Source organism: Micromonospora sp. NPDC047670, assembly GCF_043204915.1.
GTDB lineage: Bacteria > Actinomycetota > Actinomycetes > Mycobacteriales > Micromonosporaceae > Micromonospora.
Genome location: NZ_JBIDDA010000004.1, coordinates 141,393 through 155,513, shown reverse-complemented (window position 1 = coordinate 155,513; position 14,121 = coordinate 141,393). Strand labels below are relative to the sequence as shown.

The 14,121-nt window shown below is 74.4% G+C and carries 10 protein-coding genes; 5 read left to right on the top strand and 5 right to left on the bottom strand.

From position 1 onward, the window contains the following. A complete protein-coding gene (gene thiC, locus ACGF7U_RS11775; protein ID WP_393105571.1) occupies positions 1–1,593 on the top strand; it encodes a phosphomethylpyrimidine synthase ThiC in 1,593 nt (530 codons plus the stop codon). A 72-nt stretch (positions 1,594–1,665) separates the two neighbouring features. On the opposite strand, the gene ACGF7U_RS11770 is transcribed toward thiC, so the two are convergent. The 4 genes from ACGF7U_RS11770 to ACGF7U_RS11755 form a co-directional block, all read right to left on the bottom strand. Continuing rightward, the gene (locus ACGF7U_RS11770; RefSeq protein WP_393105569.1) at positions 1,666–4,344 is read right to left on the bottom strand and encodes a hypothetical protein; all 2,679 of its coding nucleotides are present in this window, start codon (positions 4,342–4,344) and stop codon (positions 1,666–1,668) included. Positions 4,345–4,420: 76 nt separating this feature from the next. Next, positions 4,421–4,723 carry a cupin gene (locus ACGF7U_RS11765; RefSeq protein WP_393105567.1) on the bottom strand — a complete coding sequence of 101 codons (303 nt, stop codon included), beginning with the start codon at positions 4,721–4,723 and terminating at the stop codon, positions 4,421–4,423. Then, positions 4,720–5,670, bottom strand: a complete 951-nt coding sequence (locus tag ACGF7U_RS11760; protein ID WP_393106245.1) for an LLM class F420-dependent oxidoreductase — start codon at positions 5,668–5,670, stop codon at positions 4,720–4,722. The genes ACGF7U_RS11765 and ACGF7U_RS11760 overlap by 4 nt, the downstream gene beginning before the upstream one ends. 2 nt (positions 5,671–5,672) lie before the next feature. Next, positions 5,673–6,458 (bottom strand): ABC transporter ATP-binding protein, encoded by a 786-nt coding sequence (locus tag ACGF7U_RS11755; RefSeq protein ID WP_393105565.1) that lies wholly within the window; start codon positions 6,456–6,458, stop codon positions 5,673–5,675. Positions 6,459–6,769: 311 nt separating this feature from the next. Between ACGF7U_RS11755 and ACGF7U_RS11750 the strand changes: the two genes are divergently transcribed. Continuing rightward, positions 6,770–7,801 carry an ABC transporter substrate-binding protein gene (locus ACGF7U_RS11750; RefSeq protein ID WP_393105563.1) on the top strand — a complete coding sequence of 344 codons (1,032 nt, stop codon included), beginning with the start codon at positions 6,770–6,772 and terminating at the stop codon, positions 7,799–7,801. Positions 7,802–7,964: 163 nt separating this feature from the next. Further along, a complete protein-coding gene (locus ACGF7U_RS11745) occupies positions 7,965–8,780 on the top strand; it encodes an ABC transporter permease (protein WP_393106243.1) in 816 nt (271 codons plus the stop codon). 134 nt (positions 8,781–8,914) lie between these two features. Here the strand turns inward: ACGF7U_RS11745 and ACGF7U_RS11740 are convergent, their stop codons facing one another. After that, on the bottom strand, positions 8,915–10,096 hold the full coding sequence (locus ACGF7U_RS11740; protein WP_393105561.1) for an ABC transporter substrate-binding protein: 1,182 nt from the start codon (positions 10,094–10,096) through the stop codon (positions 8,915–8,917). A gap of 446 nt (positions 10,097–10,542) precedes the next feature. Here ACGF7U_RS11740 and ACGF7U_RS11735 point away from each other — a divergent pair, with 446 nt between their 5' ends. Together ACGF7U_RS11735 and ACGF7U_RS11730 are read left to right on the top strand one after the other, a co-directional pair. Next, the gene (locus ACGF7U_RS11735; protein WP_393105559.1) at positions 10,543–13,683 is read left to right on the top strand and encodes a nitrate- and nitrite sensing domain-containing protein; all 3,141 of its coding nucleotides are present in this window, start codon (positions 10,543–10,545) and stop codon (positions 13,681–13,683) included. Then, positions 13,680–14,087 carry a roadblock/LC7 domain-containing protein gene (locus ACGF7U_RS11730; protein ID WP_067359650.1) on the top strand — a complete coding sequence of 136 codons (408 nt, stop codon included), beginning with the start codon at positions 13,680–13,682 and terminating at the stop codon, positions 14,085–14,087. Before ACGF7U_RS11735 ends, ACGF7U_RS11730 begins: the two co-directional genes overlap by 4 nt. Positions 14,088–14,121 lie beyond the last annotated feature (34 nt).

The window sequence follows — 14,121 nt, the reverse complement described above, 5'->3', positions numbered from 1 at the left end:
ATGCAGGCACGTCGAAAGGTCTACGTGGAGGGGGCCCGGCCGGACGTCCGGGTGCCCTTCGCCGAGGTGGAGCTGACCGGGGACAACCCGCCGCTCCGGCTCTACGACACCTCCGGACCCGGCTCCGATCCCGAGGTCGGGCTGCCGCCGCTGCGGGGACCGTGGATCGCCGAGCGCGGCGACGTGGCCCCGGTGCGCGGCGCGGGCACCCCGCTCGCCGGCGCCGACGGGCGGCGGCCCACCCAGCTCGCGTACGCGCGGGCGGGCGTCGTCACGCCGGAGATGGAGTTCGTGGCGATCCGGGAGGGGATGGCACCGGAGTTCGTCCGGGACGAGATCGCCGCCGGGCGCGCGGTGCTGCCGCTCAACGTCAACCACCCCGAGTGCGAGCCGGCGATCATCGGTAAGGCGTTCCTCGTGAAGGTGAACGCCAACATCGGCACCTCCGCGGTCACCTCGTCGGTCGCCGAGGAGGTGGAGAAGCTGACCTGGGCGACCCGGTGGGGCGCGGACACGGTGATGGACCTGTCGACGGGCAAGCGGATCCACGAGACCCGCGAGGCGATCGTGCGGAACTCGCCCGTGCCGATCGGCACCGTGCCGATCTACCAGGCGCTGGAGAAGGTCGGCGGCGACCCGGTGAAGCTGAGCTGGGAGGTGTTCCGGGAGACCGTCATCGAGCAGGCCGAGCAGGGCGTCGACTACATGACGGTGCACGCCGGGGTGCTGCTGCCGTACGTGCCGCTGGCGGTGGACCGGGTGACCGGGATCGTGTCGCGGGGCGGCTCCATCATGGCTGCCTGGTGCCTGGCGCACCACGAGGAGAACTTCCTCTACACCAACTTCCGCGAGTTGTGCGAGATCCTGGCCCGCTACGACGTGACGTTCTCGCTCGGCGACGGGCTGCGCCCCGGCTCGATCGCGGACGCCAACGACGAGGCGCAGTTCGCCGAGCTGCGCACCCTGGGCGAGCTGACGAAGGTCGCCTGGGAGTACGACGTGCAGGTGATGATCGAGGGCCCGGGCCACGTGCCGATGCACAAGATCAAGGAGAACGTGGACCTCCAGCAGGAGTGGTGCCACGAGGCGCCCTTCTACACGCTCGGCCCGCTGACCACGGACATCGCCCCGGCGTACGACCACATCACCTCGGCGATCGGCGCCGCGATGATCGGGATGTTCGGCACCGCGATGCTCTGCTACGTGACCCCGAAGGAACACCTGGGGTTGCCGGACCGGGACGACGTGAAGGCCGGCGTGATCGCGTACAAGATCGCGGCGCACGCCGCCGACCTGGCCAAGGGGCACCCCGGCGCACAGGCGTGGGACGACGCGCTGTCCAAGGCGCGGTTCGAGTTCCGCTGGGAGGACCAGTTCAACCTCTCGCTGGACCCGGAGACCGCGCGGTCGTACCACGACGCGACGCTGCCGGCGGAGCCGGCGAAGACGGCCCACTTCTGCTCGATGTGCGGACCGAAGTTCTGCTCCATGAAGATCACCCAGGAGCTCAAGGAGTACGCGGCACGCGGCATGCAGGACAAGTCGGAGGAGTTCGTCTCCTCCGGTGGCCGGGTCTACCTGCCGCTGGCGTGATCCCGCACGGCGGTCCGCCCCGCCGGGGCCGGGGTGGGCCGCCCCGTCGGCCGGTGACGGGGGTCGCCGGGGTCAGTCGCGGTGGTGGCGGCCGGTGGAACGCAACGACCGCCGGCCGCTCTCCTGTTCGGGCTCGTTGTCGGGGATCGGCCTGCTGAGGCCGGTGACCCAGTCCACGTACTCCTCGTCCTGCGCCGGCAGCGGCTCCGGCTCCCGGTCGCCGGTGGCGTCCTCGGCCCGGGACCGGTTGCGCCGGAACAGCCCCAGCCGTCCCCGGACCCGTCCGCCGGGCTGCTCCGTCGGGGAGGCGTCGTCAGCCTCCGGCGCCTCGGTGACCGGCGTGCCGTTCCCGGAGGCGGCCTCGACCGGTGCGGGGCTGCCGCGCCGGGCGGTGGCGAGGGCGTCCCAGTTCGCCGCCCGGGTCTGGTCGGGCATCGGGGCCAGGTGCCGGGGCCGGGGCGCCGGCTCGGGTGTGGGCTCCCCGGCGGCCGGGCGCGGCGCATCGGCGGCATCCTCGGGCCCGACCCGGGGCGGTGCCGGCCACGCGGGAGCGGGTCGCCAGGCCGGCCGGAGCGCGGATGCCGGCTCGCCGGCCCGGCCGGGTCCCGCCCCGTCAGCCGGGAAGAGCGGCGCCCGGCGCGGACCCGCGCCGTCCCGCTCCGGCACCCCGGCGCCGTCCCCGAAGGTCGTGCCGGTGCCGTCCCCGGTCGTCGTGCCGGCACCCTCGATCGTCGTGCTGGCGCCGCCCCCGGTCGTCGTGCCGGTGCCGTTCCCGGGACTCGTGCCGGGGCCGCCCGGCACCACCGGTGCGGGGGCCGGGTCGCGGGACGGGCGTGGGGTGGGCGCCCCTGCGGTGGGCGACGGCGGGCCGGGTACGGCCGGGACGACCGGTGCGCCTACCTGCGGCGGCACCGGCACATCGGCGGTCGGGCCGCCGGCCGGGAGATCGGGCGGAGCGCCGGCCGGTGCCGCGGCCGGGGTCGCCGGCGTGGCCGGAGCGCCGGACGGATCCGGAGCGTCCGGCGAGGCCGCCCCGGCGGCCGCCGGGGGAGCAGTCGCCGGCACGGCGGGGGAGTCGTTCGCCGCCGGAGAGTCGGTGGTGGACGGCGCCGGGCCGGCGCCCTCCGCCGCCGCGGTCGCCGGCTGTCGCGTCGCACGGGGCTTGCGGGTGCGGCGGGGCTTGGCAGCGGCCGGGGCGGCGGGGGTGGCTGGGGCGGCAGGCTGCTCGGCGGGCACGGCAACCCCGGCGGCCGGGGGCTGCGCGGCGGTCGGGACCACCGCCGTGGCCGGTTGCCGCTCGCCGTCGTCCGGCGCGGCCCGGAACCGCTCGCCGGCGTCCGGCCGGGTCGCGGCGCCTTCGCCAGCGTCCGGCCGGGTCGCGGCGCCTTCACCGGCGTCCGGCCGGGTCACGGCGCCCTCGCCGGCGTCCGGCCGGGTCACGGTGCCCTCGCCGGCGTCCGGCCGGGTCGCGGTGCCCTCGTCGGCGTCGTTCCGCGCGGCTGCGGCCTCGGCCGGTGATCCCGCCGGGCGCGCCGCGTCCGTGGTCGCCAGCGAACCGGCCGGCTGTGGCGCGCCCTCGTCCGGCAGGGGTGGCGATCCGGCGGTCCGGTCCGGCTCGGCGGCCGTCGGGGCCGCAGCGGCGGGCGTCGTCGAGGCGGTGGCGCCGCCGACCCGCCAGTCCCAGTGTGCCGGGGCGGTCCGGGGCGACGGGGCGTCGGCGGTCCTGCCGGAGGTCGTACCCCCGGGTCGGGCGGCGGCCCGGAGCCCGGCGTCGGCCAGGTCGACCGTCGCCGGCTCGTCGGCGTCGGCGGCGGGCGTCGGGGCGTGCGGCAGCGCGGGGCCGGCCGGCAGCGGGCGCAGGATGTCGGTCGGCTCGATGGCGCTGGTGGGGGCGGTGCGCGCGACGAGCGGCCAGCGCAGCAGTGCGGCGGCGGCCGAGCCGAGCGCGCCGGCGGCCACCGCGAGCAACGCCGCGTAGTACGGCGTGAGCTGGTAGCGGTCGGCCGCGTCGCCGGGGCCGGCGGTCAGGTAGGCGAACGCCACCAGCACCGGACCCGCCACCCCCGTCGCGCCGCTGACCAGCGGCGGTTGGCCGCGCCACCGGGCCAGCCCGCCGGTCGCCGCGCCCGAGAGCAGCGCCACCAGGGGCAGGATCACCAGGGCCAGCCGCTGGGCCGCGCCGGCGTCGAGCCAGGCCGGCTCCAGCACCCCCAGCCGTACGGTGGGCAGCTGGCCGGTCGAGGCGAGCGACGGCGCCGCCGACAGCAGCGCCAGCAGCCAGACCACGCCCGCGACAACCGCCATGTTCCACCCCACCGGCGGCTGGAGCAGGACGGCGAGCGCGGCGCCCGCGCCGGCCAGCGCGCCGAGGACCGCGCAGATGCCGACGGCCCAGACCGGGTCCACCGAGACGAGTTCGGCGGCCCGGGCGGGCTGCATGCAGAGCGGCGCCACGACGGTGGCGCCCAGCGCGGCCGCGCCGGCGACGGCGAGATGGCGCCCGGTGCCGGTCGCCAACCCGTCCCGGCGGGCCAGGCGCTCGGTGAGCACCGCGCCGACCACGGCGGCGTTCGCCGCGAACCAACCCGCCCAGACGAGCTGGGCCGGCCACTGGTTGACGGTGGCGCCGGTGAAGGTGCCGGTGAGCCGGACGATGCCGAGGCCGAACGCGACGCCGAGCTGACCGGCCCCGGCCAGCAGGCTCACCGCGAGCGCCGTGAGCAGCAGTCTGCCCCAGGTCCGAAAGGCCATGTCCGGCACGTTACGCACCTGCTGGGCAGGTCGCCACCGGCGCGCCGCGAGCGGGTCCGGCCCGCCCGGCCAGCGATTACTTCAACTCGACCAGACGCGCCAGGTACGTCGTGTCGCCGACGTTGGTGAGCATGTGCACGGCACCCGGGTCCCGGTAGACCACCCCACCGGTCGGTTCGTCGGCGTCGATCCTGGTTCCGTCGATCGTCTGCACGACGTTCTTCGCGCCCTGGACCGCCACCACCAGGTACGGGTGGTCGTGCCGGTGCAGCGGCTGCTGCTCGCCCGGCTCGAGCCGGATGTGCCACACCCGGACCCGGTCGTTCTCGTACACGATCTCCTGGCCCACCGGGCCGAGTTCGAGCTGCGCGTCGGTCATCGGGTTCCGTCCAGTCGGGGGAGCACCTCGGCGGCGATGAGCTCCAGGTGGTCGAGGTCTGCGAGGTCGATCAGCCGCAGGTGCACCCGGGTGGCGCCGATCGCGGCGAACTCGCCGATCCGGTCGACGAGCTGCGCGGGCGAGCCGACCACCGGGTCCTCCGGGGGCAGCGCGCTCTTCACGTGCAGCGGGGCAGCCCGGCGCTGCGCCTCGGCGTCGGTGCGGCCGATCGCGACCACGATCCCGGCGGAGAGCGTCAGCGGGGCGCGCCCCGACTCCACCCGGCCGGTCCGGTCGCAGGCCTCCCGCACCCGCTCGTACGCCTCGGCGGTCTCCTCGACGGTCTTGAACGGCATGTTGAACTCGTCGGCGTACCGGGCGGCGAGCTCGGGGGTGCGCTTCGGGCCGCGTCCACCCACGATGATCGGTGGGCCGGGCACCTGCACCGGCTTCGGCAGGGCGGGGGCGTCCACCAGCCGGTAGTGGTCACCGGTGAAGCTGTACGTCTCGCCCGGTGGGGTCCGCCACAGCCCGGTGACGACCTCCAGCTGCTCGGCCAGCCGGTCGAAGCGCTCGCCGACGCCCGGGAACGGGATGCCGTAGGAGGTGTGCTCCCGTTCGTACCAGCCGGCGCCGATGCCCAGCTCGACCCGGCCACCGCTCATCTGGTCGACCTGGGCCACCATCACCGCCAGCGGGCCGGGCAGCCGGAAGGTGGCCGAGGTGACCAGGGTGCCGAGCCGGATCCGGGTGGTCTCCCGGGCCAGCGCGGCCAGCGTCAGCCACGCGTCGGTCGGGCCGGGCAGCCCCGGCTCGTCGCCCATCGCCTGGTAGTGGTCGGCGCGGAGGAAACCCTCGAAACCGCCGGCCTCGACCAGCCGGGCGAAGCGGAGCTGGTCGTCGTAGCTGGCGCCCCGGTGCGGCTCCGTGAAGACGGAAACCCGCATGCTCATCGTCCCTCCGCGCCGGCCGTCGCCGGCAGGTCCCGCTCCATGAGGAGTTCGTGCAGGTCGGCGCTGACCCGGGCGACGTCCGCCAGGTGCGCGTTGCGGCCGAGGGTGCGCGGCCGGGGGATGTCGACGTCGACCACCTTGCGGATCCGGCCGGGCCGGGGGCTGAGCACGACCACCCGGTCGGCCAGCAGCACCGCCTCGTCGATCGAGTGGGTGACGAAGACGACGGTGGCCCGGGACTCCATGTGCACCCGCTGGAGCTCGCCGGAGAGCTCCTCGCGGGTGAGCGCGTCGAGCGCGGAGAACGGCTCGTCCATCAGCATCACCCGGGGCTCGCCGATCAGCGACCGGCACAGCGAGACCCGCTGCTGCATGCCGCCGGAGAGCTCGTGCGGCAGCCGCTTCTCGAAGCCGCTCAGCCCCGCGAGGTCCAGCAGCTGCCGGGCGCGCTCGCGGTGCTTCGCCCGCTTCCAGCCGAAGATCTCCACCGGGAGCAGGACGTTGTCCAGCACGGTGCGCCAGGGGAGCAGGGCCGGCCGCTGGAAGAGCATGGCGATGTCGCGGCGGGGCTTGGTGATCGGCGTACCGGCCACGGTGATCTCGCCGTCGGACACCGGCAGGAGACCGGCGATCAGGCGCAGCAGGGTGGACTTGCCGCACCCGGAGCGGCCGAGCACCGCCACGAACTCGCCGTCGGCGACGTGCAGGTCGATGCCGCGCAGCGCCTCCACCCGGCCGCTGCGGCCGTCGAAGGTGCGGGACACCCCGGACAGGCGGATCATCTCCGGCGGCCTCCCTGAGTCGGCGATCAGTAGTCGCGGCACAGGGTAGCCCTCGTCGGTCGCCGTCTGGCCGTCCGGGGTGGACCGAGGCCCGTCCCGAGTGGATTTGGGCGCATCAGGCCAGGCCGGCGCGAGTTTGTTTCCGTACCGCAACCCGATACGTCTCGCAACACGAAGGGTCTTTTCTCGTACGCTGTGCCCGCGATGAGTCCCCTCACGACGGTGGCGCCGGCCTCACCCCTCGGCCGGCCCGCCAGACAACCCCTCCGGCGGCGGTGCGCCGCTCCGGTCGGAAAGGACATGGTGCACTGATGAGAAGGCTGACCCGTACGGTCGCCGCAGCCGCGCTGGCCACCGCCCTCGCCCTGGTCTCCGCGTGCAGCGGCGGCTCGGACTCCGGCGACGACGCCAAGGGCGGCAAGGGCGGGGCGCTGGAGAAGGTGACCTACCTCACCTCGTTCGGCAACTTCGGCCGTGACTCGTACGCCTGGGTCGCGAAGGAGAAGGGCTTCTTCAAGGAGGCCGGGTTCGACGTCGAGATCAAGCCGGGCCAGGGCACCGGCATGGTGATCCAGACGATCGTCGGCGGGAAGGCCGACTTCGGCCCGATCGACCTCACGGGTGGGCTGCTCCAGCTCGGCAACGGCCAGGCCAAGGACTTCATCGCGGTCGCCGCCATCCAGCAGCGCACCATGGCCGCCATCGCCACCGTCGAGGGCAAGGGCATCGCGTCGCCGAAGGACCTGGAGGGCAAGAAGCTGGCCGACACCCCCACCTCCGTCGTCCGCAACCTCTTCCCGACGTACGCCCGGTTGGCCGGCGTGGACGCCACCAAGGTGACCTGGGTCAACGGCGAGGCGCAGGCCCTGATGGGCACGCTCGCCGCCGGCACGGTGGACGGCATCGGCCAGTTCGTCGTCGGCCAGCCGACCATCGAGACGGTGACCAAGAAGAAGGCCGTCCTGCTGCCGTACAGCAACGTGATGCAGGACCTTTACGGCAACGTGCTGATCACCTCCTCGAAGATCGCCAAGGAGAAGCCCGAGATGGTCAAGCGGTTCACGCAGGCCCTGATGAAGGGCCTCGAGTACTCGCTGACCAACCCGCAGGAGGCGGGCGAGATCCTGAAGAAGAACGTGCCCGCCGCTGACGTGGCCTCGGCCGCCGCCGAGCTCCAGCTGATGGCCGCCTACGTGCGGTCCAGCAACTCCGGCACCCAGCTGGGCGCCCTGGACAGCGGCCGGGTGGCCAAGAGCATCGCGATCCTGCAGGGCGCCGGCCAGCTCAAGCAGAACCTCACCCCCGACCAGATCATCGACTTCAGCCTCGCGCCGAAGGCCTGATCGACGCCGACCAGCCGCGGGGGTGCGGCCGACCGGGACGACCGGTGGGCCGCACCCCCGCCGCGTGCCGGCCCCGGCCGGCAGGAGAGGAGAACTTGTGACGGAGACGACCGGTACCCGCACCGGCGGCACCGGGGCGGAGCGCGAGACCGTCGCCCCAGCGGTGGCGACGCCCACCACGGCGCCGGCTGCCGCGACCATCCGCCGGGCCGCCGGCTCCCCGATGGCCGTCGGCCTGCCGCTGTTCGGTGCGGTGATCACGCTGGCCGTCTGGTGGCTGGTCACGTCCGTGCTGGAGCTGGTGCACCCGGCGTCCCTGCCGCCGCCGCAGGCGGTGTGGACTTCGCTGACCGCCTCGGCCGACGTGCTGCTGCCGGCGCTGGGGATGACCACCGTGCTGACGTTGGTCGGCTTCCTGCTGTCGGCGGTCACCGGAGTGCTCATCGGGATGGCCCTGGCCGCGTCCCGCCACGTCGAGCGGATGTTCTCGCCGCTGCTGGTGGCGGTGAACGCGGTGCCGAAGATCGCCCTCGGCCCGCTGCTGGTGGTCTCGGTCGGCTGGGGGGAGAAGCCCATCCTGACCATGGTGTTCCTGCTCTGTTTCTTCCCGATCGTGCTCTCCACCGCGACCGGTCTCACCACCACCCCGGCGGACCTGGCCGAGCTGGCCAGGTCGCTGAACGCGTCGTGGTGGCAGTCGTTCCGCAAGGTGCGCTTCCCGGCCGCGCTGCCGCAGGTCTTCGTGGGCCTGAAGGTGGCGATGCCGCTGGCCGCGATCGGTGCGGTGATCGGGGAGTTCTACTCCGACAAGCCGGGGCTGGGCTATCAGATCCTGCAGTACAACGGCGTCGGGGACACCGCGACCGCCTGGGCGGCGATCGTGCTGATCGCGGTGATGAGCATCGCGCTCTACAGCGCCCTGTCCCTGGTCGAGCGGCTCGCACTGCCCTGGGTCCGGGCCACCACGTCGGCTCGGTGACCGCCGGTCGACCGGTCACCCGGCGTCGACCGGGGGACCGCCGGACCGGCCCGAGGTGTGGCCGCCGTACCCGGCGCGGGGATCAAGCCTGACCGCCCGCAGCCGGGTACGGCGGCCCACACCGCCGACCACCGTCAGCCCGCGAGGCGCCACCGGCCGTTGCGGGCGACCAGGGTGGTGAGGGCCTGGGGCATCAGGCCGGAGTGGTTGTCGGGCGTCATCCGGATCGGCCCGGACAGCCCGTCCATCTGGGACGTCTCCAGCACGTCGCGGATGCCGTCGCGGTCGACCCGGCCGGGCTCGCCGCCGGCGCGCAGTTCGGCGTCGGCGATGAGCTGCACCGCGTCGGCGGCGAACGAGGAGGAGCCGTTGTAGCCGCCGAACCGGGCCGTGTAGTCCTGGAACCACTGCCGGCGGGCGGCCTTGGCCGGGGTGGTCGCGATGACGTCGTCGATCACCATGGTCTGGGTGAAGACCAGCGTCGCGCGCTCGGTCGCCCGGGCGGCGGCGCCGAGGAAGAGGTCGCCGGCGGCCGCCGCGTCGAAGAAGAGCGAGCCCTTGAACTTGGCCTGCTGCGCCGCGGTGGCGGCGAGCGCGGCCTGCTCCGGCGGGGTCCACACCACCAGCGCGTCCGGCTTGTCCTCGGTCAGCGCCTTGACCTGCTCGCCGACCTCGGTGTCGGTGGTCTTGACCGACTCCTCGCGCGGCGGCTTGATGCCCCTCTTGGCGAACTCGGCGCGCAGCGCGGCCAGCCCCTCGCGGCCGTAGTCGTCGTCGCTGTACAACACGGCGGCCTTGGTGACACCCTTCCGCCGCATCTCGATGGCGAGGGCGGCGGCGCTGTCGGCCGCGTTCGGGGCGAGCTTGAACACGTAGCGCCGTTCGGCGACCGGACTGGACACCGCGCTGGACGAGGCGAGCGCAATGGTGGGAATTCGCTTCTCGTTGATGGTCCGCGCGGCGCCGACCGCGCATTCGTTGCAGCCGCCCATGATGATCGCGCTGACTCGGGAATCGTCGGAGAAGTCACCGATGTTCCGCAGCGACTCGGCCGCGTCGGACCGGTTGTCCTTCACCTTGAGTTCGATCCTCCGGCCGTTCAGGGCGCCCGAGGAGTTAAGTTGTTCGATCTTCAGTTCCAGAGCCCGCTGGTACGCCTTCCCGACGGGCGCCGCCGCGCCGGAGAGTTCGAGGTCCGCCGCGATGACGATGGGACTGGTGTCCTGCTCGTCGGCGCCGAACTGGCAGCCGGTGAGCGTGGTGGCCAGTACGGCCGATGCGAGCGCCGCGGCGGTCGCGGAGCGGATGGGGCTCAACTCAGTCCTCCAGATGCGGCCCGGGCGCTGCCCGGTCACCGCCGGGTTGTCCGTCCTCAGTGGAGGAACGGGATCGGTCTGCCGTACGGTGTGCGCGAAGCCTGCAAAACCTTGCCAACGCCGGGCTCTGCGGTCAAGCGCGGGGGTCGGAGGCGTTTCGGGACGCGCATCCCACATGGTGGGGTCACGAGAACTTTGCAAGCGCTTACTAATCCGACATGGACGACCACTCTGGAGTTACATGCCCTGTTCACGGGCATGGGGAAATGAAGGTATTAGTTGACCGGATCACGGGATGCGTGCCGTCCGACCGTTTCCTACCCCACTGCGGCTTCCCAAACAGGATCGCTTCTGATGAAATCGCGGCCGTGCCGCGTGTGGCGCAGTCCGCTGCACCGGGCGCGAGTCGGCGGGGCAGGCGTGGAAGAAACGACGGAGGCGATGTCGTGAGCACCGGACCGACGACCCTGCCCGACAGCGGCGAAACCGGGGGGCCGAAGCGTCGCCGCCTGTTCCGGCTGCGCGACGCGCGGATCCGGTCGAAGCTGGCGCTGATCCTGGTGGTGCCGGTCGCCGCGGTGCTCGCGCTGGCCGCCGTCCGGCTCGTCTCCATCGGCGAGGGCGCCCTCGACGCCACCAGGGCCCGGGCGCTCACCGCGCTCTCCATCGACATCTCCGCGCTGACCCAGGACCTGCACGCCGAGCGGATGGCGGCGTCCGCCTTCCTGGCCACGCCGCAGAAGGCCGACACGTACAACCTGCGGGTGCGCAGCACCGACGCGCGGATCGACGCCTACCGGGCCGAGCGCGGGCGGATCGGCGAGGTCCCGGCGGCCGTCCGGGACCGGCTGGCGGCCATCGACGAGCACCTGGAGACGCTCGACGGCACCCGGCAGAAGGTGCTGGACCGCCAGCAGATGGCGGTCGCCGAGGCGGCGCTGCGCTACGGGGTCATCATCACCGACCTGGTCGCGTACGGCGACGGGCTCGCCCAACTGCCCGGCGAGGAGCGGCTGGCCGACGCCCGGCGCGCGGTCGCCGCGTTCGCCCGCGCCAAGGCGGCCGTCGCCGAGGAGCAGTCGGTCGCCTTCACCGCGCTGACCGCCGGCCAGCTCGACGAGGAGCAGTTCTCCTCGTTCGTCGCCACCCTGACCGGCCAGCAGGAGGCGCTGCTCGCCTTCTCCCTGGCCGCCGACCCGGCCCAGCGCGCCCTGGTCGACAGCACCGTCTCCGGCGACGCGGTCACCCTCGCCGACCGGGTCGCCGCCGACATCACCCGCTCGGTCGGGCAGCGCCCGCTGGTGACCGCCCAGGACGCCTCCGCCGCCGTCGGCGCGGTCAACGACCTCATGCGGTGGGCCGAGATCCGGCTCCAGGACCAGCTGCTCGCCCAGGCCGACCAGGCCCGCTCGGACGTCATCCAGCAGGCCGTCATCGAGTCGGTGCTGGTGCTGCTCACGCTCGTCATCGCGGTGACCCTCGCCGTGGTGCTGGCCCGCTCGCTCAACCACTCGCTGCGCCGGCTGCGGGAGGGCGCCCTCTCGGTGGCCAACCACGACCTGCCGGACGCCGTGCAGCGGCTGCAGAACGTCGGCAACGTCGGCGACGGCGGCGTCGACGAGATCGTCCGCCAGGTGCGCGACCCGATCCAGCTCAACACCCGCGACGAGGTCGGCCAGGTGGCGCTCGCCTTTAACGTCGTACACCGCGAGGCGGTCCGCGTGGCGGCCGAGCAGGCCGCGCTGCGCACCAGCGTCTCGGCGATGTTCCTCAACCTGGCCCGGCGCAGTCAGACTCTGGTCGACCGGATGATCGGCGAGCTGGACGCGATCGAGCGCGGCGAGGAGGACCCGAAGCGGCTGGCGCAGCTCTTCGAGCTGGACCACCTGGCCACCCGGATGCGCCGCAACGACGAGAACCTGCTCGTCCTGGCCGGCGCCGACTCCGCCGTGCCGCGCCGCGACGACGCCCTCCTGGTGGACGTGCTGCGCGCCGCGCAGTCCGAGGTGGAACTCTACAACCGCATCGAGTTCGGCACCGTCGACACAGACATCTCGGTGGCCGCGCACGCAGTCAACGACGTCGTGCGGCTCGTCGCCGAGCTGCTGGACAACGCCACCCGCTTCTCGCCGCCGACCACGACCGTGGTCGCCGACGGCCGGCGGATCCGGGACTACGTGCTCATCCAGGTGGAGGACCGGGGCCTGGGCCTCACCGACGAGCAGCTGGACTCGCTCAACCGGCGGCTGGCCGCCCCGCCGAGCGTCGACGTCGCGGCGTTCCGGCTGATGGGTCTGGCCGTGGTCAGCCGGCTCGCCTCCCGCTACGGCATCCGGGTGGAGCTGCGCCGCAACGTGGAGGGCGGCACCGTCGCCCAGGTGACGCTCCCCGCCGCGACGGTGGTGCTGCCCCCGGTCCACAGCCGGGACCAGCAGATCACCCGGCCCCGGCAGCCGCTCGCGGTCGAGCAGACGCCGCTCACCCCCGTCGGCCTCGGCGAGCCGCTCGCCGGGGCGGGACGGGCCGCCTCGGCCACCCTGACGGACCAGTGGCGGTCCGCCCCGGCGCCGTGGCAGGCGCCGGAGCAGGCACGGGACACCACGTCCCCGGTGCAGGCCGGCGGCCTGACCGGAACGCCGTCGACCGCCCCGGCGGCGCCGGCCAAGCCGGCCTTCGCCGCCGGCGGCGGTGGCAGCTCGGTCGGCACGCCGACCGTCGCCTACCCCACGGTCGAGCCGCTGCCCAAGCGCGTCCCCGGCGAGAAGGCCGGCGCGCCGGCCGCGCCGGTCCTGCCGGTCGGCCCGGTCGCCGGATCCTCGGCCAGCACCCCGATGCCGGCCGCCGGCACGCCCGCCACGGCCGGCGGATTCGGCGCCGACCCGGGCGTGGGCCGGGGACTCGGCGCCAACCTGGCCGCCACCGCCCCGCTCGCCCCGGCCGCGCCGATCACCCCGCGTGCCGAGCTGCCGGCCGAGGCGCCGATCTTCCGGGAGATGGAGGCGGTGTGGTTCCGGTCGCACGGCAACGACGCCACCGCGATCTTCACCCGTCCGGACTTCAGCCAGTCGCCACAGGCCCAGCAGTCCGCCGGGGCGCCGGCCACGGCACAGCCGCCGACCGCCGAGGCGCGCCCGCCGCGGCTGCCCACGCGTACGCCGGGCAGCACGGCCACCCCGCCGCCCGCGCAGCCGCCACCGCCGTCGTACACCCCGCCGGCCCCGGCGCGGCCCGCGGCGGCGGACGCCGCCCCCGCGACGCCGGCCCCGGCGCCGGTCGCGGAGCCGGCGCCGGCGGCCGCCGCCACCGACGCGAACGCCTGGCGGACGGCGGCCGACGAGGGCTGGTCCCGGGCCAGCCGGGCCGCGGAGCCGCCCGCCGCCGGCACCACCCGCTCCGGGCTGCCCAAGCGGGTGCCGCAGGCGCAGCTCGTACCCGGCGGTATCGAGCCCCGGGGCGGCCGCGACCGCAGCCGGCGCACCCCGGACGAAGTACGGGGCCTGTTGTCGGCCTACCACCGCGGCGTGCAGCGCGGCCGGGCGGCCGGAACGGACCAGAACAGCACCTCGACCAAGGAGACGAGTCGATGAACAGGCCAGCGGCCATGCAGGACATGAGTTGGCTGCTCACCAACTTCGCCGACAGCGTGGCGGGCATCGCCCACGTGGTGGCGGTGTCGGCCGACGGGCTGCTGCTCGCCTCCTCGCGGGACCTGCCCGCGGACCGGGCGGACCAGCTCGCGGCGATCACCTCGGGCGTGGTCAGCCTGACCGAGGGCGCCGCCCGGATGTTCAGCGCCGGCGGCGTGCTGCAGACCGTCATCGAGATGGACAGCGGCTACCTCTTCCTGATGTCGATCAGCGACGGCTCGTCGATGGCCGTGCTGGCGGCCCGCAGCTGCGACGTCGGGCAGGTGGGTTACGAGATGGCGCTCCTGGTGGAGCGCGTCGGCGCGGCCCTGGTGCCGTTGCCCCGGGACGCCGTGCGGTCGTAGCCGGGGCGCGACGCGGGCTGCGCGTCGGCCAGGG

Excerpts from the sequence above, each read along its gene's own strand:
- ACGF7U_RS11760 (WP_393106245.1), bottom strand. The coding sequence starts at position 5,670 with ATGCGGGTTTCCGTCTTCACGGAGCCGCACCGGGGCGCCAGCTACGAC.
- ACGF7U_RS11770 (WP_393105569.1), bottom strand. The coding sequence starts at position 4,344 with ATGGCCTTTCGGACCTGGGGCAGACTGCTGCTCACGGCGCTCGCGGTG.
- ACGF7U_RS11750 (WP_393105563.1), top strand. The coding sequence starts at position 6,770 with ATGAGAAGGCTGACCCGTACGGTCGCCGCAGCCGCGCTGGCCACCGCC.
- ACGF7U_RS11755 (WP_393105565.1), bottom strand. The coding sequence starts at position 6,458 with ATGATCCGCCTGTCCGGGGTGTCCCGCACCTTCGACGGCCGCAGCGGC.
- ACGF7U_RS11765 (WP_393105567.1), bottom strand. The coding sequence starts at position 4,723 with ATGACCGACGCGCAGCTCGAACTCGGCCCGGTGGGCCAGGAGATCGTG.
- thiC (WP_393105571.1), top strand. The coding sequence starts at position 1 with ATGCAGGCACGTCGAAAGGTCTACGTGGAGGGGGCCCGGCCGGACGTC.
- ACGF7U_RS11730 (WP_067359650.1), top strand. The coding sequence starts at position 13,680 with ATGAACAGGCCAGCGGCCATGCAGGACATGAGTTGGCTGCTCACCAAC.